The sequence below is a fragment of the Streptomyces sp. GB4-14 genome (assembly GCF_022696125.1).
In the GTDB taxonomy this organism is placed as follows: domain Bacteria; phylum Actinomycetota; class Actinomycetes; order Streptomycetales; family Streptomycetaceae; genus Streptomyces; species Streptomyces werraensis.
Genome location: NZ_RZHO01000002.1, coordinates 4,971,659 through 4,991,498 on the forward strand (window position 1 = coordinate 4,971,659; position 19,840 = coordinate 4,991,498).

The 19,840-nt window shown below is 72.6% G+C and carries 17 protein-coding genes; 10 read left to right on the forward strand and 7 right to left on the reverse strand.

What is annotated here, in order from left to right; all coding sequences use genetic code 11:
• Window positions 1-68 precede the first annotated feature (68 nt).
• Window positions 69-767 (reverse strand): hypothetical protein, encoded by a 699-nt coding sequence (locus ELQ39_RS23940; protein WP_225627016.1) that lies wholly within the window; start codon window positions 765-767, stop codon window positions 69-71.
• Window positions 768-835: 68 nt separating this feature from the next.
• The gene (locus ELQ39_RS23945) at window positions 836-2,182 is read right to left on the reverse strand and encodes a DUF2252 domain-containing protein (RefSeq protein ID WP_190000112.1); all 1,347 of its coding nucleotides are present in this window, start codon (window positions 2,180-2,182) and stop codon (window positions 836-838) included.
• A gap of 203 nt (window positions 2,183-2,385) precedes the next feature.
• On the opposite strand from ELQ39_RS23945, the gene dnaE reads away from it, so the two are divergent.
• Window positions 2,386-5,925, forward strand: a complete 3,540-nt coding sequence (dnaE, locus tag ELQ39_RS23950; RefSeq protein ID WP_190000111.1) for a DNA polymerase III subunit alpha — start codon at window positions 2,386-2,388, stop codon at window positions 5,923-5,925.
• Window positions 5,926-6,017: 92 nt separating this feature from the next.
• On the opposite strand, the gene ELQ39_RS23955 is transcribed toward dnaE, so the two are convergent.
• Entirely contained in the window at window positions 6,018-6,185 is a 168-nt protein-coding gene (locus tag ELQ39_RS23955; protein WP_190000109.1) for a hypothetical protein, read from the reverse strand.
• Window positions 6,186-6,405: 220 nt separating this feature from the next.
• On the opposite strand from ELQ39_RS23955, the gene ELQ39_RS23960 reads away from it, so the two are divergent.
• The 4 genes from ELQ39_RS23960 (at window position 6,406) to ELQ39_RS23975 (ending at window position 10,825) form a co-directional block, all read left to right on the forward strand.
• Window positions 6,406-7,611 (forward strand): NYN domain-containing protein, encoded by a 1,206-nt coding sequence (locus ELQ39_RS23960; RefSeq protein ID WP_242593885.1) that lies wholly within the window; start codon window positions 6,406-6,408, stop codon window positions 7,609-7,611.
• A 595-nt stretch (window positions 7,612-8,206) separates the two neighbouring features.
• The gene (locus ELQ39_RS23965; RefSeq protein ID WP_190000924.1) at window positions 8,207-9,181 is read left to right on the forward strand and encodes an ABC transporter ATP-binding protein; all 975 of its coding nucleotides are present in this window, start codon (window positions 8,207-8,209) and stop codon (window positions 9,179-9,181) included.
• 86 nt (window positions 9,182-9,267) lie between these two features.
• Entirely contained in the window at window positions 9,268-10,092 is an 825-nt protein-coding gene (locus ELQ39_RS23970; protein WP_190000105.1) for an ABC transporter permease, read from the forward strand.
• Between the two features lie 34 nt (window positions 10,093-10,126).
• Window positions 10,127-10,825, forward strand: coding sequence for an AAA family ATPase (locus tag ELQ39_RS23975; RefSeq protein WP_242593887.1), 699 nt, complete (start codon window positions 10,127-10,129; stop codon window positions 10,823-10,825).
• 768 nt (window positions 10,826-11,593) lie between these two features.
• Here ELQ39_RS23975 and ybaK read toward each other — a convergent pair.
• The 4 genes from ybaK to ELQ39_RS23995 all read right to left on the reverse strand — a co-directional run bounded on the left by ybaK (window position 11,594) and on the right by ELQ39_RS23995 (window position 15,730).
• Window positions 11,594-12,094 (reverse strand): Cys-tRNA(Pro) deacylase, encoded by a 501-nt coding sequence (gene ybaK / locus ELQ39_RS23980; protein ID WP_190000101.1) that lies wholly within the window; start codon window positions 12,092-12,094, stop codon window positions 11,594-11,596.
• Window positions 12,095-12,116: 22 nt separating this feature from the next.
• Window positions 12,117-12,857 carry an LON peptidase substrate-binding domain-containing protein gene (locus ELQ39_RS23985; RefSeq protein ID WP_242593889.1) on the reverse strand — a complete coding sequence of 247 codons (741 nt, stop codon included), beginning with the start codon at window positions 12,855-12,857 and terminating at the stop codon, window positions 12,117-12,119.
• Between the two features lie 11 nt (window positions 12,858-12,868).
• Window positions 12,869-13,948, reverse strand: coding sequence for a hypothetical protein (locus ELQ39_RS23990; protein WP_242593890.1), 1,080 nt, complete (start codon window positions 13,946-13,948; stop codon window positions 12,869-12,871).
• 204 nt (window positions 13,949-14,152) lie between these two features.
• On the reverse strand, window positions 14,153-15,730 hold the full coding sequence (locus ELQ39_RS23995; protein ID WP_190000095.1) for an oxidoreductase: 1,578 nt from the start codon (window positions 15,728-15,730) through the stop codon (window positions 14,153-14,155).
• A gap of 192 nt (window positions 15,731-15,922) precedes the next feature.
• Here ELQ39_RS23995 and hisD point away from each other — a divergent pair, with 192 nt between their 5' ends.
• The 5 genes from hisD to hisH all read left to right on the forward strand — a co-directional run bounded on the left by hisD (window position 15,923) and on the right by hisH (window position 19,840).
• Window positions 15,923-17,248: a histidinol dehydrogenase gene (gene hisD / locus ELQ39_RS24000; protein WP_190000093.1), complete on the forward strand. Its 1,326-nt coding sequence runs from the start codon at window positions 15,923-15,925 to the stop codon at window positions 17,246-17,248.
• Window positions 17,245-18,357: a histidinol-phosphate transaminase gene (locus tag ELQ39_RS24005; RefSeq protein WP_242593892.1), complete on the forward strand. Its 1,113-nt coding sequence runs from the start codon at window positions 17,245-17,247 to the stop codon at window positions 18,355-18,357. Before hisD ends, ELQ39_RS24005 begins: the two co-directional genes overlap by 4 nt.
• On the forward strand, window positions 18,354-18,947 hold the full coding sequence (hisB, locus tag ELQ39_RS24010) for an imidazoleglycerol-phosphate dehydratase HisB (RefSeq protein ID WP_019525453.1): 594 nt from the start codon (window positions 18,354-18,356) through the stop codon (window positions 18,945-18,947). The genes ELQ39_RS24005 and hisB overlap by 4 nt, the downstream gene beginning before the upstream one ends.
• 88 nt (window positions 18,948-19,035) lie before the next feature.
• The gene (locus ELQ39_RS24015) at window positions 19,036-19,194 is read left to right on the forward strand and encodes a hypothetical protein (protein WP_190000088.1); all 159 of its coding nucleotides are present in this window, start codon (window positions 19,036-19,038) and stop codon (window positions 19,192-19,194) included.
• 4 nt (window positions 19,195-19,198) lie between these two features.
• Window positions 19,199-19,840: an imidazole glycerol phosphate synthase subunit HisH gene (gene hisH / locus ELQ39_RS24020; protein WP_190000086.1), complete on the forward strand. Its 642-nt coding sequence runs from the start codon at window positions 19,199-19,201 to the stop codon at window positions 19,838-19,840.

A 19,840-nucleotide genomic window follows, 5' to 3' on the forward strand; every position in this document is an offset into this window, starting at 1 on the left:
ACGGTCGTGTGCGGAGTTCGTACGGGGGGACTGCTGGTGCTCGGGCGACCGCCGGGGCGTGATCCGCCTCAGGCGGCGAGGGAGCACGGCGGCCCGCGCCGTCCCAGGGAGTGCGCGAGGAGCAGGGTGCGCGCCACGGCCGCACGGTGCGGCATGCTCACCGGCCGGCCCGTCCTCGGTGCCCGGCGCACGGTGACCACCGCGACGGCGAGCAGCAGCGGACGGACCGCTGTCGCCGCGACCGCGCCCAGCAGCTGGGCCAGTGCCCGCTCCCCGCGGCGCAGCCAGGCGGCGGCGAACAGGCCGACCCCGATGTGCGCGCCCAGAAGCAGCCACGCGGTCGCCGGGCCGGCCTCGGCCAGCACCGCCGCCACCCGGTCGCCGCCCTGAGCGGCGTGCCCGGTGACCCGGGCCAGCGGCGCGCCCACACCGGTGCCGTCGCCGCACAGCACGTCGAACCCGACGGAACGCAGCGGACCGGCCACCGGGCCGCCCATGCGGCCGTAACAGACGTGCTGGCCGGTGGTGAAGACCGTGTCGGCGGCCAGCTCCAGCGGGATCAGCAGGGCGGCGATGCGCCCGAAGGAACGCTCCCGCCCCGCGAGCGCGTAGGCCAGGCCGAACACGGCGGCACCGACCGCGGCCACCGTGTTCAGCGGCAGCGGGGCCCCGGACAGCAGCACGTGCGACGCGGTGCTGAGCGTCACGACGACAGCCGTGAACAGCGCCGCGCGAACGGCTCTGAGCTGGGGTCCGGATATGTCCATGGCGGCTACGAGTGTGGCACGTGCTCCGTTAAGGGATCCCTAAAGGGGGCCTGTGAATGGGCGGAAGGTTACAGCCCCGGAATCCGGCCGTTGCGGAACAGGTCGAGGAAGATCTGGTGGTCCCGGCGGGCCCGCGCCCCGTAGTCGTGGGCGAAGTCCACCAGCAGCGGCACCAGCGTGTCCTCGTCGGCCGCGATCGCCGCGTCGATGGCCCGCTCCGTGGAGAACGGCACCAGGGACTCGCCTGAGGTGTCGTCCGCCGCCGCGTGCATCGCCGCCGTCGCCCGGCCCAGGTCGGCGACCACCAGCGCCATCTCCTCCGGGTCGTCGAGGTCGCTCCAGTCCAGGTCCACCGCGTACGGCGAGACCTCGGCGACCAGCTGCCCGGCGCCGTCCAGCTCGGTCCACCCCAGCCACGGGTCGGCGTGCGCCTGGAGGGCGCGCTGGGAGATCACCGTGCGGTGCCCCTCGTGCAGGAAGTACTCGCGCACCGCCGGGTCCGTGATGTGCCGGGAGACGGCGGGGGTCTGCGCCTGCTTGACGTAGATCACGACGTCGTTCTCCAGGGCGTCGCTGTGCCCCTCCAGCAGGATGTTGTACGACGGCAGCCCGGCCGAGCCGATGCCGATGCCCCGGCGGCCCACGACGTCCTTCACACGGTAGGAGTCCGGGCGGGCCAGCGAGGAGTCCGGCAGCGTCTCCAGATAGCCGTCGAAGGCCGCGAGCACCTTGTACCGGGTGGCCGCGTCCAGCTCGATCGCGCCGCCGCCGGGCGCGAAGCGGCGCTCGAAGTCGCGGATCTCGGTCATCGAGTCCAGCAGCCCGAAGCGCGTCAGCGACCGGGCGTCCCGCAGCACGTCCAGCAGCGGGCCCTGCGCGGTGTCCAGGGTGAACGGCGGCACCTCGTCCCTCTTCGCGCCCGTCGCCAGGGCGCGGATCCGCTCCCGGTAGGCAGCCGCGTACACCGACACCATGCCGGTGATCTGCTCGTCGCTGAGCGCCTTGGCGTAGCCGATCAGGGCCATCGACGCCGCGAAGCGCTTCAGGTCCCACAGGAAGGGGCCGACGTACGCCTCGTCGAAGTCGTTGACGTTGAACACCAGGCGGCCGCCCGCGTCCATGTACGTGCCGAAGTTCTCCGCGTGCAGATCGCCGTGGATCCACACGCGCGAGGTGCGCTCGTCCAGGTACGGCCCGCTGTGCGCGGCGCCGCCGGGCCCGGCGTGCTCGGCGGACAGGTCGTGGTAGAAGAGGCTCGCGGTGCCGCGGTAGAACGCGAACGCCGACGCCGCCATCTTCCGGAACTTCACCCGGAACGCGGCCGGGTCGGCGGCCAGGAGCTCGCCGAAGGCGGTGTCGAGGACGGCGAGGATCTCCTCGCCGCGGTGCTCGTCGCTGAGCTGCGGGACCGACATCGCTGAGTGCCTCCTGGTGCGGGATCTCGGGAACGGCCGTGCCGTCGCCTGCCTAACGTGCGGAGGTGCGCGGGAGTGCCCGGCGCCCCGCCCGAAGGTACGCGGGGAAGGGCTCCGGGTGTCGGTGCCGGGGCATAGACTTCCGAGCTGTCCCCCGGGACCCGTCCACCCGCTGCCGATGAGATCTCCCTGGAGGCCGCACCGTGTCGAAGCCGCCGTTCACGCACCTGCACGTCCACACCCAGTACTCGCTGCTGGACGGTGCCGCGCGGCTGAAGGACATGTTCAACGCCTGCAACGAGATGGGCATGACGCACATCGCCATGTCCGACCACGGCAACCTGCACGGGGCGTACGACTTCTTCCACTCCGCGCAGAAGGCCGGCGTCACCCCGATCATCGGGATCGAGGCGTACGTCGCCCCCGAGTCCCGGCGCAACAAGCGCAAGATCCAGTGGGGCCAGCCGCACCAGAAGCGGGACGACGTCTCCGGCTCCGGCGGTTACACCCACAAGACGATGTGGGCGGTGAACAGCACCGGTCTGCACAACCTCTTCCGGCTCTCCTCCGACGCCTACGCCGAGGGCTGGCTGCAGAAGTGGCCCCGGATGGACAAGGAGACCATCGCCAAGTGGTCGGAGGGCATCGTCGCCTCCACCGGCTGCCCCTCCGGAGAGGTCCAGACCCGGCTGCGCCTCGGCCACTTCGACGAGGCGCTCAAGGCGGCCGCCGACTACCAGGACATCTTCGGCAAGGACCGGTACTTCCTAGAGCTGATGGACCACGGCATCGACATCGAGCACCGGGTCCGCGACGGCCTGCTGGAGATCGGCAGGAAGCTCGGCATCCCGCCCCTGGTCACCAACGACTCGCACTACACCTACGCGCACGAGGCCGCGGCGCACGACGCGCTGCTGTGCATCCAGACCGGCAAGAACCTCTCCGACCCGGACCGCTTCAAGTTCGACGGCACCGGCTACTACCTGAAGTCCACGGACGAGATGTACGCCATCGACTCCTCGGACGCCTGGCAGCAGGGGTGCGCCAACACCCGGCTGATCGCCGAGATGGTCGACACCACGGGCATGTTCGTCAAGCGTGACCTGATGCCCAAGTTCGACATCCCGGAGGGGTACACCGAGGTCTCCTGGTTCCGCGAGGAAGTCATGCGCGGCATGAACCGCCGCTTCCCCGACGGCATCCCGGACGACCGCATGAAGCAGGTCGAGTACGAGATGGACACGATCATCTCGATGGGCTTCCCGGGCTACTTCCTCGTGGTCGCCGACTTCATCATGTGGGCCAAGAAGCAGGGCATCGCGGTCGGCCCCGGCCGAGGCTCCGCGGCCGGCTCGATCGTCGCCTACGCCCTCGGCATCACCGACCTCGACCCCATCCCGCACGGCCTGATCTTCGAGCGGTTCCTCAACCCCGAGCGCATCTCGATGCCCGACGTCGACATCGACTTCGACGAGCGCCGGCGCGTCGAGGTGATCCGCTACGTGACCGAGAAGTACGGCGCCGACAAGGTCGCCATGATCGGCACGTACGGCACCATCAAGGCGAAGAACGCCATCAAGGACTCCGCGCGCGTGCTGGGCTACCCGTACGCGATGGGCGACCGCATCACCAAGGCCATGCCCGCCGACGTCCTCGGCAAGGGCATTCCGCTGTCCGGCATCACCGACCCGAACCACCCCCGCTACTCGGAGGCCGGCGAGGTCCGGTCGATGTACGAGAACGAGCCGGACGTGAAGAAGGTCATCGACACCGCCAAGGGCGTCGAGGGCCTGGTGCGGCAGATGGGCGTGCACGCGGCCGGCGTGATCATGTCCAGCGAGACCATCACCGACCACGTCCCGGTCTGGGTCCGGCACACCGACGGCGTGACCATCACGCAGTGGGACTACCCGAGCTGCGAGTCGCTCGGCCTGCTGAAGATGGACTTCCTGGGCCTGCGCAACCTCACCATCATGGACGACGCCGTCAAGATGGTGAAGGCCAACAAGGGCATCGACATCGACCTGCTGTCGCTGCCCCTGGACGACCCCACGACCTTCGAACTGCTCCAGCGCGGCGACACCCTCGGCGTGTTCCAGTTCGACGGCGGCCCCATGCGCTCCCTGCTCCGGCTCATGAAGCCGGACAACTTCGAGGACATCTCCGCCGTCTCGGCCCTGTACCGGCCGGGCCCGATGGGCATGAACTCGCACACCAACTACGCCCTGCGCAAGAACGGCCAGCAGGAGATCACCCCGATCCACCCCGAGCTGGAGGAGCCGCTCAGGGAGGTCCTGGACGTCACCTACGGCCTGATCGTCTATCAGGAGCAGGTGCAGAAGGCCGCCCAGATCATCGCCGGCTACTCGCTCGGCGAGGCCGACATCCTCCGCCGCGTGATGGGCAAGAAGAAGCCGGAGGAACTGGAGAAGAACTTCGTCATCTTCCAGGCCGGCGCCCGCAAGAACGGCTACAGCGACGAGGCGATCCAGGCGCTGTGGGACGTGCTGGTGCCGTTCGCCGGCTATGCCTTCAACAAGGCGCACTCCGCCGCGTACGGACTGGTCTCCTACTGGACCGCCTACCTCAAGGCCAACCATCCCGCCGAGTACATGGCGGCGCTGCTCACCTCGGTGAAGGACGACAAGGACAAGTCCGCGGTCTACCTCAACGAGTGCCGCCGCATGGGCATCCGCGTGCTCCCGCCGAACGTCAACGAGTCCGAGTCGAACTTCGCCGCGCAGGGCGACGACGTGATCCTCTTCGGCCTCTCCGCGGTGCGCAACGTCGGCACCAACGTGGTGGAGTCGATCATCAAGTGCCGCAAGGCCAAGGGGAAGTACACGTCCTTCCCGGACTACCTCGACAAGGTCGACGCGGTCGTCTGCAACAAGCGCACCACCGAGTCGCTGATCAAGGCCGGCGCCTTCGACTCCCTGGGCCACACCCGCAAGGGCCTCACCGCACAGTACGAGCCGATGATCGACAACGTGGTGGCGGTGAAGCGCAAGGAGGCCGAGGGACAGTTCGACCTCTTCGGCGGCATGGGCGAGGAGCAGAGCGACGAGCCCGGCTTCGGCCTGGACGTGCAGTTCACCGACGAGGAGTGGGACAAGACCTACCTGCTCGCGCAGGAGCGCGAGATGCTCGGCCTGTACGTCTCCGACCACCCGCTGTTCGGCCTGGAGCACGTGCTGTCCGACAAGGCCGACGCGGGCATCTCGCAGCTCACTGGCGGTGACTTCGGCGACGGCGCGGTGGTCACCATCGGCGGCATCATCTCCGGCCTCCAGCGCAAGATGACCAAGCAGGGCAACGCCTGGGCGATCGCCACCGTGGAGGACCTCGCGGGCTCCATCGAGTGCATGTTCTTCCCGGCGACCTACCAGCTCGTCTCGACGCAACTGGTCGAGGACGCCGTGGTGTTCGTCAAGGGCCGGCTCGACAAGCGGGAGGACGTGCCCCGGCTGGTCGCCATGGAGCTGATGGTCCCCGACCTGTCCAACGCGGGCACCAACGCGCCGGTGGTGCTGACCATCCCGGCCACCCGTGTCACCCCGCCCCTGGTCAGCAGGCTCGGCGAGATCCTCACGCACCACAAGGGCGACAGCGAGGTCCGCATCAAGCTCCAGGGCCCGACCAGGACGACGGTGCTGCGGCTCGACCGGCACCGGGTCAAGCCCGACCCGGCCCTGTTCGGCGACCTGAAGGTGCTGCTCGGCCCGTCCTGCCTCGCCGGTTAGACACCGGCCCCCGACGCGCCGGAGGGGCGCACCCGTGACGGGTGCGCCCCTCTTCCTGTGCGGCCGGGCCGCAACGGCCCTTCACACCGGTGTCAGTTGTGGCCGAAACGCTTCTGCCGGCCCTTGCCGCGGCCGACCTCGCCGGGCACCACCTGCGTGGTGCGCTGCTCGTCCGGGGTCTCCATGGTGGACGTCTGCGCGGCGCGCGAGGCGCGCTCGGCCTGGGGCTGCTTACGGTCACGGTTCTTGTTCTTGGCCATGGTGTTGCCTCCTGTGGGGACTAGGGGCCAGGGCCGAATTCAGATTCACATAAGCCGATAACCCACGCATGTCGGACAATTACCGTGTGTAGTGGGGCGGTCGGGGGAGGAAGTGTGGAAACGCCACGCCGAAGATCGAGTTCGGGCCGTTAAGACCGGCGGGGTCGGGCAGACTCGAAGGAAGCCCGAAGCCAAACCTCCCGGAAAGAGGGTGGATCGCGTGGACCGCTGCATCGTCCTGGTGGACGCCGGGTATCTGCTGGGGGCCGCCGCGAGTCTCCTCGCCGGGGAGCCCTCGCGGTCCCGTATCACCGTGGACCACGCCGCCCTGATCCAGGGACTGCGTGACCGCGCCGAGAACGACACGCGCCGGCCGCTGCTGCGCATCTACTGGTTCGACGGCGCCCCCGACCGCGTGCCGCAGCCCGAGCACCGCCGGCTGCGCGTGATGCCCCGGGTCACCGTCCGGCTCGGCGCACTGACCCGCAGCGACGGGCGCTGGGCGCAGAAGGGCGTGGACGCGGCGATGCACGCCGAGCTGACCGAGCTCGCCCGCAACCGCGCCTGCTCCGACATCGTCCTCGTCACCGGCGACGGCGACCTGCTGCCGGGCATGATGGCCGCCAAGGAGCACGGGGTCGCCGTGCATCTGTGGGCCGTGCAGGCCGCCGACGGCGACTACAACCAGTCCGAGGACCTGGTCGCCGAGGCCGACGAACGCCGGGTCCTGGACCGGGCATGGATCACGCAGGCCGTGCGCGCCAAGGAGACCGGCGGGGTGTGCGCGCCGCCGCCCGCGACCCGGCCCGAGATCGCCGCGATCCTCTCCGCGCCGCTGCCCGACTCCGCCCTCGCCCCGGCCGCCGAGCGTGCCCCGGCCGAGCCGCGCCATCCGGCCGCCGCACACAACGGGAGCGTGGAGCGCGCGCCCGCGGCGAAGGGCGTCCCCACCCCGAAGGACCTGGCCGCGCTGCGCCACCCCGGCCTGCACCAGCCGCAGCAGCCCGTCTCCGCGACCCTGCGCTGGTCCTCCGACAAGGGCTGGGTGGACCGGCCGGTCGCCGAGCCGCCGGAGGCCGCGTCCATGCCGACACTGGCCCAGCTGACCACGGCGGAGCAGCGGTGGGCCGACCGTGAGGAGGACATCACCACCGTGGGCGGTGACCCTTTCGAGGTGGGGCAGGTCTTCGCCCGGCGGTGGGTCGAGCGGCTGGGCGACCAGAGCCATGTGCGGAAGCTGTCCGCGATGTATCCGCGGATCCCGCACCGCATCGACGGTGAGCTGCTGCGGTACGCGGCGCGGTTCGGGCTGCTCGCGCACAAGGACGACCAGATCGACGAGCGCGATCGTTACGCCATCCGGGCGGGGTTCTGGCGTGAGCTGGACACCCGGACGGGGACGGAGCGGGCCTCCACGGGGGAGTAGAGCCGCGCCGGCTTCACAGCCGGGGGCGGTCATGGCACCCGTCTGCGCGGTTCCCCGCGCCCCTGTATCGGTGGGGCCGAGGCTCGTGGGCACGGCGGAGGCCGTCGTGGGTTGCTCGCGCAGTTCCCCGCGCCCCTGCCTGGGCTGGCGCCGGTGGGTAGGGGCGCGGCCGTCGTGGGCTGGTCGCGCAGTTCCCCGCGCCCCTGTATCGGTGGGGCCGAGGCTCGTGGGCACGGCGGAAGCCGTCGTGGGCTGGTCGCGCAGTTCCCCGCGCCCCTGAAGGTGCCGCGGTGACCGCGCCCCGAAGGGGCGCGGGGAACTGCGCGACCAGCCACTACGCACCCGCAGGTACCTGCTCAGGCGCTCGGGACTCCGGTCAGGCTGAGCCACGCGTGCCCGCGGGCGCGTAGCGGGCCAGGATCCTGGGCTCCGTACGCCGTCGCAGGTGCCGATCCATCCCCCGGTGTCTGGTGCGTCCCCCCGGACGGGGCCGGGCGGAAGGGTGACCCGGGAGCGGGGGGACGGCGGCGACCCCGTAGGCTCGTCCCTTGTGAGTACGCGCGCGGCACAGGCACATCGGCACGGTGGTGACGTCGTGTGTGCGGTGCGCGGGCTGACCAAGACCTATCCGGCGGTGCGCGGGCGGCGCGGGGTGCCGGCGACGCCCGAGGTGCGGGCCACCGACGACGTGGCGCTCGACATCCGGCACGGTGAGATCTTCGGCCTGCTCGGGCCGAACGGCGCCGGCAAGTCCACCCTCGTCCGGCAGATGACCGGCCTGATGCGGCCCGACAGCGGCAGCGTCGAGATCCTCGGTCACGACATCGTCCGCCACCCCGAGCGGGCCTCCCGCATCCTCGCCTACCTCGGGCAGGAGTCCAGCGCCCTCGACGAGCTGACCGTGTCCCTGGCCGCCGAGACCACCGGCCGGCTGCGCGGGCTCGACGCCCGGCAGGCCCGCGCCGAACGGGACGACGTGCTCGACGAGCTGGGGCTCGCCGCCCTCGCCTCCCGCCCGCTGCGCAAGCTCTCCGGCGGCCAGCGCCGGCTCGCCTGCTTCGCCGCCGTGCTGGTGGGGGAGCGGCCCCTGCTGGTGCTGGACGAGCCCACCACCGGGATGGACCCCGTCGCCCGGCGCGCCGTGTGGTCCGCCGTCGACCGGCGGCGCGCGGAGCACGGCACCACGGTGCTCCTGGTCACCCACAACGTCATCGAGGCCGAGACCGTGCTCGACCGGGTCGCCGTGCTCGACCGCGGCCGGGTCATCGCCTGCGACACCCCGAACGGCCTGAAGGAACAGGTCGCCGGGGAGGTCCGGGTGGAGCTGGTGTGGCGGGAGGCCGCGCCGCTGCACGTGCCCGAGGTGACCGCGCTGCGCGACCGGGCCGTCGAGTCCGGCCGGCGCTGGACCCTGCGGCTGGCGCCCGAGGAGGCCCGCACGGTCGTCGCCACCGTCACCGGCGGCGCCGCGTTCGCGGCCCTCGACGACTTCACGCTGGCCACACCGAGCCTGGAGGACGTGTACCTGGCGCTGGGCGGCGCCGTGCGACAGGGACTGGTGAAGGCGTGAGCACACGGGCCGTGTCATCCGTACGGAACGGGGCGACCTCCGGAGCGGCTCCGGACGGATCTCCGAGCGAAGGGGAGCAGCACGACGTGAGTGTCGTACCCGCCGGTGCCCTGCCGGCCGGCGTCCTGACCGCGGAGGAGGCCGCCGCGCCGGGACCCGCTCCGCTCGGCCCCCGGGCACGGCTGTGGCCGTCCCTGGCGGCCGTGTACCGGGCGCAGCTGTCCCGGGCCCGGGTGGCGCGGATCCCCCTGCTGTTCGTGGCGACCTTCCAGTCCGTCGGCATCATGATCCTGATGCGCGGGGTCGTGGACGGCGGCGGCGAGGCGCGCGCCGTGGTGGCCGGATCGTCGGTGCTGGTCGTCGCCTTCGTCGCGCTGAACCTGCTCGCGCAGTACTTCGGCCAGCTCCGCGCCAGCGGCGGACTCGACCACTACGCCACCCTCCCCGTGCCGCCCGCGGCCGTGGTGCTGGGCGCGGCCGGCGCCTACGCGTCGTTCACCGTCCCCGGCACCGTCGTGACCGCCGTCGTCGGCTGCGCCCTGTTCGGGCTGCCGCTCGCCCATCTGTGGATCCTCGCGGCGGTGATCCCCCTCGCGGGCGCCGCGCTCGCCGGTCTCGGCGCGGCCCTCGGACTGCTGGCGCCCCGGCCCGAACTGGCCACCCTCCTCGGTCAGCTCGGCATGTCGGCGGCGCTGCTGCTCGGCGTGCTGCCGCCGGAGCGGATGCCGGAGGCGGTCCGTCTCGCCCGTGACCTGCTGCCGTCGACGTACGGCGTCGAGGCCTTCGCGCGCACCTTCGCCCCGCACCCCGACTGGGCCCACGTCCTCGGCGACCTCGCCGTGTGCGGCGTGGTCGGGGTGATCTCGCTGGCCGTGGCGACCTGGGCGTACCGCAGGGCCGCCGTCCGGTGACGCGGCCCACAGCCACGCCTGGCACGATGGCAGGGTGAGCGCACCTCTGACACCCCCGCCACCGCACGACCCCTCCGCGCACGATCCGTGGCAGCCGCCCGCCGACGCCCCCGCCGGCGGTTCGCACCGCTACGACGGGAAGCCCGGCCACGCCGTGTACCCGCGGCACGGCTGGTGGCACGACGAGGACGGCCCCGGGATGGCGAAGGAGATCCGTGAGGCGGCCGTGGTGGCCGTGGCGGTGGCCCTCGGCGGGGTGCTGCTCGGGGTGCTCTGGTGGTGGCTCGCGCCGCGCGTGCCGCTGGTCGGCGACGCGTCCGGTGACGCCTGGGTGGTCTACCTCAAGGACTCCGAGGGCGAGCAGAGCATCGGCGTGGACGGCACGTTCACGCTCGTCGCCCTGGGCTGCGGCGCGCTGAGCGCCCTGGCGGTCTTCCTCTTCCGCCGGCGTGGCGGCGTCCCGCTGGTGGTGGCACTGGCGGTCGGCGGCCTGCTCGGCTCGGTGCTGGCCTGGCGGCTCGGGGTGTGGCTGGGCCCCTCGCAGGACGTGATCGCGCAGGCGAAGAGCGTGGGGAAGGGCGTCACGTTCGACGCCCCGCTGAAGCTGAACGCGAAGGGCGCGCTGCTGGCGTGGCCGTTCGCGGCGCTGGTGTTCCACCTGGGCCTGACGGCGCTGTTCGGCCCGCGCGACCCGGAGGAGTGGCCGGCGCCGGGCGGGCAGCAGCCCCGGTAAGGGCGCCGGCCGCCCGGCGCCACACCCCCGTCAGGCCGGGCGCCGTCCGTGGTTGGCCCGCCGCTTCCTGATCCGCCACCTGCGCTTGCGCGTCCGCTTCGACATGCCTTCCGTACATGGCCGAGGGCGCGAGGACCGTCGAGGTACGGAACAGGCCTCGCCGGGACCCACGGCGCCAACCCGGCCCTCGTCCCCGGGGCATCCCCGGCCGGTCGTCGGCCCGTGGCGCGGACGGGTGCTCGTGACGCCGTCGCGGCGCGGCGGGTGGCCGACGCCGGCGGAGCGGACGAGCATCGCGCCCGGGCAGGAGGGCCCGCGGACCGCACCCGGCCGCGGCCCGACCAGGTCGTCGACGGCGGGTTTCGGTGGCTGCCGTGCGGGGCTGGGCGCGTTGTGCGGGTCCGGTGTGGGGAGTGGGTCGCGGCCGGTCCTCGGCGTGGGTGCTGTCGCGGGGGGACCGGCGCGTTCGGGGATGAGGGGGCGCCGTCGTACGGCTCAGGCCCGGCCGCGGGGGCCGGGTGTCTTGTCGACCGGTCCTCGGTGGCTGCCGGGCGGGGCTGGGCGCGTTGTGCGGGTCCGGTGTGGGGAGTGGGTCGCGGCCGGCCATCGGCGTGGGTGCTGTCGCGGGGGGACCGGCGCGTTCGGGGATGAGCGGGCGCCGTCGTACGGCGCGGGACCGTCGCGCTGGGCCGGGTGTCTCGTCGACCGGGCCGAGGGGCGTGTCGCGGCCGGGCGGTGGCCGGCGGGTCCCGCGTCAGCGGGCCCCCGCTACCCCCGCCCGATCGGGGCCAGGACCGCCGACGTCAGGGTCGCCAGGTCGGCGGGGGCGAGTTCCACCTCCAGGCCGCGGCGGCCCGCCGAGACGCAGATCGTCTCGTGGCGGGTCGCCGACTCGTCCAGCACCGTCGGCAGCTTCTTGCGCTGGCCCAGCGGGGAGATGCCGCCCCGCACGTACCCCGTGGTGCGCTCCGCCAGCGCCGGGTCCGCCATGGACGCCCGCTTGCCGCCGGCCGCCGAGGCCAGCGCCTTCAGGTCGAGCTGGCCCGCGACCGGGACCACCGCCACGGTCAGGGCGCCGTCGACGTCCGCCACCAGCGTCTTGAAGACACGGTCGGGGGAGACGCCCATCGCCTCGGCCGCCTCCTCGCCGTAGCTCGGGTGGGAAGGGTCGTGGTCGTAGGAGTGCACCGTGAACGGCACCCCGGCCGCGGTGAGCGCCACCGTGGCGGGCGTGCCGTTGGACTGCTGCTTCTTGGACTTCTTGGCCATGCCGGTCGCTGCTCCGCAAGCGTCAGTTCAGACTCGTCGGCGTCCGCGTCAGCTCCGACGCGGGCAACGACGGAAGACTACGGATGATCGCCGTCTCCGTGCGCAGGAGTTTCAGTTCGTCCCGCAGCCGGGACGCGGTGTCCGGCGCCTGGAGCAGCCGCTGCCGCGTCGGCGTGTCGAGCATCATCGCGGCGGCGACCAGGTACGACACCACACTGGGCTCGTCAGGCAGCTCCGCGTCCGAGGTCAACGACCGCTCCCGCGCGCCCGCCAGCCGCTTCTGGTACTGCCGGAACGCCCGCAGCACGCCCTCCGCCAGCCGCTCCGCCTCCTCGCCCGGGTCCTCCTCCAGCGGCTCCAGCTCGGCCGTGAGGAAGGGTCCTGAGGCGTCCACCGACAGCAGCCGCACCCGGGTCGTGCCGGTCGCCAGCACCTCGAAGGTGCCGTCGGGCCGCTCCCGGATCGTCGCCGCGTCGGCCACGCACCCCACCTTGTGGAACGCGCGCAGCGGGTCCGCGCCGAAGCCGGCCGCAGGGCCCCGCTCCGGCACGGCCGTGGGATCGGGCAGCCCCGGGGCGCTCGGCGCCACCTCGTGGCCGTCCCGGATCGCCACCACGGCGAACTGCCGTGGCTCGTCCTCCGGGGTCTTGAGCAGCTCGCGCATCATGGCGCGATAACGCTCCTCGAAGACGTTGAGCGGGAGCACGAGCCCCGGGAACAGCACCGTGTTCAGGGGGAAGAGCGGAAGCCGGACGGTGGTCACGACCCAAGAGCCTAATGGCCGCCGGGCTCCAAACGTCCGCGCCGTTCGCTCACCGGACGCCCCGGCCCGGCGCCGAAGGCGTCCGTTCCGGTCGTGTCGGCGCCCGACGCGACCGCCCGCAGCACCTCCTGACGGACCTCCAGGAACCGCCCGAGCGGGTCGTCGGCGTCCCGGTCCCAGGGGAACGAGGTGGCGTACGGACCGGTCAGCCGGAACTGCTCAAGGGCGTCCCGCCTGCGCCCGAGCCGGACCAGGACGTGGGCGAGGAGGTTGCGCAGCTCGGCCGGCCACGGCTGGGCCGACGGCAGCCGCGCGGACAGGGCGGCCGCCCGGTCGGCGGCCGCGTCCAGCCGTGCCCGCTCGACCGCCGGGCCGCAGCCGTCGGTGAGGTAGCCGAACGCCGCCCGCAGCGGCAGCGCCTGGGTGAGCGAACCCTCCGGCGCGTCCTGCGCGGCCGTGTCCGCGAAGTCGAAGCACTCGCGGTGCGAGCCGTGCCAGGAGGACGCCAGGTAGCGCAGGGCCGCCACATGGCAGCCGTGGTGGTGCGGGGCGCGGCGCACCGCCGCCTCCCACAGCTCCTCGAAGTACGTGTGACCGGCCCGCGCGCCGCGCGCGTGGTCCAGCGCCAGTCGCCAGGGCACCGGGTCGCGGTGGTCGGCGCGGGCGGCCGCGGTGATCAGCGGGCTCACCTCACGCAGCAGCTCGGCGCGGGCCGGCGAGTCCCAGACCCGGTCCACCGCACGCTGGGCGTCCACCAGCAGCGCGTCCGCATCGCGCGGGGCGCGGGCCCGCCAGGCGTCCAGCCACTCGGGCCGCGACCGCGCGAACGCGGCGAGCCGGCGCACATAGCGGTCGCGGTGCTCCCAGGCGGCCTGGCGGCGGGTGGCGACGAGCAGTTCGGCCGCGGGGGTGTGGTCGCCGGCGGCGGCTCCGACCAGCGCCCGGCCGAGAGCCTCGTCCGGCACGTCGAGGAGCACCTCGTCGTCGGCGGGCAGCGCGGCCTGAGCGGGGGGCAGCGGGGTGCCCGTCCGCTTGTCCCGGGCACGGGACGTACGGGTGAACGCGTGCAGCAGAGCCATGGTGTCGACCATTGAAAGACCGCAGGTCACGGAGGCGCCAGCCCCCACGCGCAACTTGCGGAAAGTTGTACGGGGTCCGGTCAAGGGCCGGTAAAAACGGTGGGCTCCGGGGGCTGCACCGGCCTCCTCGGCCACACCTGTCGCACGCATGTCGGACACACACCCGGTGCCCGGCAGGACGTCGCGCACTTCCCCGCGCCTCTGAGGGCGCTCACCTCATGTGCGCCGAAGTGTGCGCGTCGCGCCCGCCGCCACCGTCGTCGCCAGGATCCAGCCCAGGAGGATGAACGCCGTCGACAGCCACTGCCAGCCGCCGCGCAGTTGCCAGAAGCCCACCTGGCCCAGGTCGATCACCGGGAGCAGCAGGTCCAGCGCGAACAGCGCCGGGTTCCAGTCCGGGTGCTCGCCCGCCTTCAGCGGCGGATGGTCCGCCCGCGCGAAGGCCACCGAGCCGGCCGCCCACAGCACCGCCATCCACACCGCCGCCCGGCCCGGGCGGTATCCGTAGGCGACCGTCCAGTCCTGCGCGTACCCCCACAGCTTCGCGGCGAGCGGCAGGCTCTCGCGGCGCCGCCGCTGCTTGGCCAGCAGCACCTCTCGGGCGTCCTCGTCCGCCCCGCTCTCCCGCAGCACCGCCGCCAGCCGCTCGTACGGCTCCGGGGTGTACTCGGCGCTCGCCGCGTCCACCCAGCGCAGCCGCAGCGCCAGCGGGAACGGGCCGCGCGGCACCAGGTTCTCGTACGTGAAGCCGCCCATGTGCAGCCGTCCCGGGCCCGGCCAGCTGTCCGCCCGGTCCATCAGGTTCACCACCCGCGCCCCCGACAGCACCACCCGCCCGCGCGCCGGCCGCTGCCCGAGGAACCGCAGCTCCGGCGTCTGCACCCGGCGCAGCGACAGCTCCTGCTCGTCGGTGAGGGTGAACTCGGCCCCCTCGAAGTCGACCGCGTCCCCGAACCGCCCGTCGTCCAGCCGGATCCCGCCCTCGCACTCGAACCGCTGGATGCGCGTGCCACGCGCGGGCGTCATGCCGCTGCGGGCGTGCGCCCCCACCCCGGCCGGGGTCAGGTACAGCGAGCGCTCCACGGTCAGCTGCGGCGCGTTCAGCGCGAGCCGGGCGTGCGGGTTGACCAGCCGGGCGCCGCGCAGGCTCAGCGACACGCCGACGGTCGCGCCGCGCAGGCTCAGCTCGCCGTACGACTCCAGCATCTCCGCCTGCAGGTCCTGGCCGACGCTCATCCCGTCCGCCGCCATGGAGCGGCCGCTGCGGTCCCGGTGCACGACCGCCTGGTTCAGCAGCAGGTCCGTGCCGATGCGGGCGTCGGTGAGCCGTATGCCGCCCAGGAAGCGGCAGCGCGGCAGATGGAGGTCGCCCTCCGTCGCCAGCCGGGCGGCCTCCAGCCGGGGTATGGAGCAGTCGACCAGCCGCACCGTGGTGAACCGCGCCTCCGGCAGCAGCACGTCCCGCTCGAAACGGCAGCCGCGCATCTCCACGTACGGCACGATCGTGCCCCCGGCCAGGTCCAGCGGGCCGCTGATCCGCACCCCGACGAGCTTCAGCGAGGGAACGCGGCCGGCCAGCGCGGGCGGGCCGTCCAGCAGCAGCCAGCACACCACCCGGGCCCGCACCGTGCGCTCGGGACCCCAGGGGTGGCCTCCGTGCGGATCGTCGACCAGCGCGTCGCCGCAGCTCAGGTCGTACACGCTGCCGTTGCGGAAGGCCTGCCACATCCCCGCCTCCGCGGCGGTCAGGTCCTCCGGCGGCTCACCGCCCTGCGGTCCCGCCCCCTCGGCCACGGAACTCCCCTCCTCCTCATTACTCACCGGTTCATCGCGTCGTACAGCCGTTCATGCCCGGTACGGTGACGCGCTGAACACGGAAAGTGAAGAAGATGTTGAAAACGGGTGCGGACCGTCACGACAACCGTGATGTATCAGCCATTGGAACGGGCGGACGTCCCCCGGGGCGGGTCTGAGAGAATTGACCACGTGATCTCGCGAATCGACCTGCGCGGCGGCGCCCTCCCCGAGGGCCCCGCCCTGCGTGACCTGCTGCCCCGTGCCGACTTCGACGTCGCGGCCGCCCTGGAGAAGGTGCGGCCCATCTGCGAGGACGTGCATCATCGTGGCGACGCGGCGCTGATCGACTTCGCCGAGCGCTTCGACGGTGTGAAGCTCGACCAGGTCCGGGTGCCCGCCGCCGCGCTGGAGCGCGCGCTGGAGCAGCTCGACCCGGCCGTGCGCGCCGCCCTGGAGGAGTCGATCCGCCGGGCCCGCCTCGTCCACCGCGCACAGCGCCGCACCACCCACACCACCCAGGTCGTGCCGGGCGGCACGGTCACCGAGAAGTGGGTGCCGGTCGACCGCGTCGGCCTGTACGCGCCGGGCGGCCGGTCCGTCTACCCGTCCTCCGTGATCATGAACGCGGTGCCCGCCCAGGAGGCCGGCGTCCCCTCGATCGCGCTCGCCTCGCCCGCCCAGGCCGAGTTCGGCGGCCTGCCGCACCCGACCATCCTCGCCGCCTGCGCCCTGCTCGGCGTCGACGAGGTGTACGCGGCCGGCGGCGCCACCGCCGTCGCGATGTTCGCGTACGGCACCGAGTCCTGCCCGCCCGCCAACATGGTCACCGGCCCCGGCAACATCTGGGTCGCCGCCGCCAAGCGCCACTTCACCGGGAAGATCGGCATCGACGCCGAGGCCGGCCCGACCGAGATCGCGATCCTCGCGGACTCCACGGCCGACCCGGTGCACGTCGCCGCCGACCTGATCAGCCAGGCCGAGCACGACCCGCTGGCCGCCGCCGTCCTGGTCACCGACTCCACGGACCTCGCGGACGCGGTCGAGAAGGAGCTGAAGCCGCAGGTCGAGGCCAGCAAGCACGTCGAGGACCGGATCGCGCCCGCCCTCGGCGGCAAGCAGTCCGCGATCGTGCTGGTCGACGGAGTCGAGGAGGGCCTGCGGGTCGTCGACGCCTACGGCGCCGAGCACCTGGAGATCCAGACCGCCGACGCCGCCGCGGTCGCCGAGCGGGTGCGCAACGCCGGCGCGATCTTCATCGGCCCCTGGTCCCCGGTCTCCCTCGGTGACTACGCGGCCGGCTCCAACCACGTGCTGCCCACCGGCGGCTGCGCCTGCCACTCCTCGGGCCTGTCCGTGCAGTCCTTCCTGCGCGGCATCCACATCGTCGACTACACGGAGGACGCCCTCGCCGAGGTCGCGCACCACGTGGTCACGCTGGCGGAGGCGGAGGACCTGCCCGCGCACGGCGCGGCGATCAAGGCCAGGTTCGGCTGGAAGGTGCCGGAGAGCAAGTGAGCGACGTGAGCATCGACGACCTTCCCGTACGGGACGAACTGCGCGGCAAGTCCCCCTACGGCGCGCCCCAGCTGGACGTCCCCGTACGGCTCAACACCAACGAGAACCCCTACCCGCTGCCCGAGCCGCTGGTCGAGCGGATCGCCGAGCGGGTCCGCGAGGCCGCCCGGCACCTCAACCGCTACCCCGACCGGGACGCGGTCGAGCTGCGCACCAGGCTGGCCGAGTACCTGACGAAGACCGCAGGCCACCCGGTCGCCCTGGAGAACGTGTGGGCGGCCAACGGCTCCAACGAGGTCATCCAGCAGCTGCTGCAGACCTTCGGCGGACCCGGCCGCAGCGCGCTCGGCTTCGAGCCGTCGTACTCGATGCACGCGCTGATCGCGCGCGGCACCGGCACCCGCTGGATCTCCGGCCCGCGCGGTGAGGACTTCTCCCTGGACCTGCCCGCCGCCGAGAAGGCGATCGCCGAGCACCGGCCCGACGTCGTCTTCGTGACCACCCCCAACAACCCCACCGGCAACGCGGTCCCGGCCGACACGGTGCGCGCCCTGTACGACGCCGCGCAGGCCGCGCGGCCGTCCGTCGTGGTCGTCGACGAGGCGTACGTGGAGTTCAGCCACGGCGACTCGCTGCTGCCGCTGCTCGACGGACGCCCCCACCTGGTGATCTCCCGCACCATGTCCAAGGCGTTCGGTGCCGCCGGACTGCGCCTCGGCTACCTCGCCGCGCACCCCGCGGTCGTCGACGCGGTCCAGCTGGTGCGTCTTCCGTACCACCTGTCGGCGGTCACCCAGGCGACCGCGCTGGCCGCCCTGGAGCACACCGACACCCTGCTCGGCTACGTCGAGCAGCTGAAGGCGGAGCGGGACCGGCTGGTCGCCGAACTGCGCTCCCTGGGCTACGAGGTGACCGACTCCGACGCCAACTTCGTCCAGTTCGGCCGCTTCCAGGACTCCCACGCCGTGTGGCGGCGGATCCTCGACCGGGGCGTCCTGGTCCGGGACAACGGCGTACCGGGATGGCTGCGGGTCACCGCGGGCACCCCGGCCGAGAACGACGCGTTCCTCGACGCGGTACGTGAGATCAAGAAGGAGCACAGCGCATGACCCGCGTAGGACGCGTGGAACGCACCACCAAGGAAACCTCCGTGCTCGTCGAGATCGACCTCGACGGCACCGGGAAGACCGAGATTTCCACCGGGGTCGGCTTCTACGACCACATGCTCGACCAGCTCGGCCGGCACGGCCTGTTCGACCTCACCGTGAAGACCGAGGGCGACCTGCACATCGACTCCCACCACACCATCGAGGACACCGCCCTCGCGCTCGGCGCCGCCTTCAAGCAGGCGCTCGGCGACAAGGTCGGCATCTACCGCTTCGGCAACTGCACGGTGCCGCTGGACGAGTCCCTCGCCCAGGTCACCGTCGACCTCTCCGGCCGCCCGTACCTCGTGCACACCGAGCCCGAGAACATGGCGCCGATGATCGGCGAGTACGACGTGACGATGACCCGGCACATCCTGGAGTCCTTCGTCGCCCAGGCGCAGATCGCCCTCCACGTGCACGTGCCCTACGGGCGCAACGCCCACCACATCGTGGAGTGCCAGTTCAAGGCCCTCGCCCGGGCCCTGCGCTACGCGTCCGAGCGCGACCCGCGCGCGGCCGGCATCCTGCCCTCCACGAAGGGTGCGCTGTGAGCGACGCACGCGCGGCCGCCGGGCCGCGGACGACGACGATGGCAGCTCCTCTGCGCCGCGTGGGCGGAGAAGCGAACGGAGGGACACGGTGAACGGACTGTCCACCGTCCTGATCGTCGTCGGTCTGTTCTTCGTCGGAGGGATCATCTCCTTCGTCAAGCAGAAGATGCCCACGAGCCTGATCACGCTGATGTCCCTCGGCGCCGCGCTGTGCATCGTCACGGGTCTGCTGCAGATGGAGGTGTGAGACCGTGAGCACCACCAGGAAGGTCGTGGTCTTCGACTACGGCTTCGGCAACGTCCGCTCCGCCGAGCGCGCCCTCGCGCGCGCCGGGGCAGACGTCGAGATCACCCGCGACTTCGACAAGGCGATGAACGCCGACGGGCTGCTGGTGCCCGGCGTCGGCGCCTTCGCCGCCTGTATGAAGGGCCTCAAGGAGGCCCGCGGCGACTGGATCGTCGACCGCCGCCTGGCCGGCGGACGCCCCGTCATGGGCATCTGCGTCGGCATGCAGATCCTCTTCGCCCGCGGCATCGAGCACGGCGTCGAGGCGGAGGGCCTCGACGAGTGGCCCGGCTCCGTCGAGCCGCTCCAGGCCGACGTCGTCCCCCACATGGGCTGGAACACCGTGGACGCCCCCGAGGGCTCCCGGCTGTTCGCGGGACTGGACGAGGACGCGCGTTTCTACTTCGTGCACTCCTACGCCGTCCACGACTGGTCGTTCGAGGTGACGAACGCGGCCATGGAGCCTCCGCTCGTCACCTGGACCACCCACGGCAAGCCGTTCGTGGCCGCCGTGGAGAACGGCTCCCTGTGGGCCACCCAGTTCCACCCCGAGAAGTCCGGCGACGCCGGCGCCCAGCTCCTCACCAACTGGATCGGAACCCTGTAG

Excerpts from the sequence above, each read along its gene's own strand:
- ELQ39_RS23940 (WP_225627016.1), bottom strand. The coding sequence starts at position 767 with ATGGACATATCCGGACCCCAGCTCAGAGCCGTTCGCGCGGCGCTGTTC.
- ELQ39_RS23945 (WP_190000112.1), bottom strand. The coding sequence starts at position 2,182 with ATGTCGGTCCCGCAGCTCAGCGACGAGCACCGCGGCGAGGAGATCCTC.
- ELQ39_RS23955 (WP_190000109.1), bottom strand. The coding sequence starts at position 6,185 with ATGGCCAAGAACAAGAACCGTGACCGTAAGCAGCCCCAGGCCGAGCGC.
- ybaK (WP_190000101.1), bottom strand. The coding sequence starts at position 12,094 with ATGGCCAAGAAGTCCAAGAAGCAGCAGTCCAACGGCACGCCCGCCACG.
- ELQ39_RS23990 (WP_242593890.1), bottom strand. The coding sequence starts at position 13,948 with ATGGTCGACACCATGGCTCTGCTGCACGCGTTCACCCGTACGTCCCGT.
- hisB (WP_019525453.1), top strand. The coding sequence starts at position 18,354 with ATGACCCGCGTAGGACGCGTGGAACGCACCACCAAGGAAACCTCCGTG.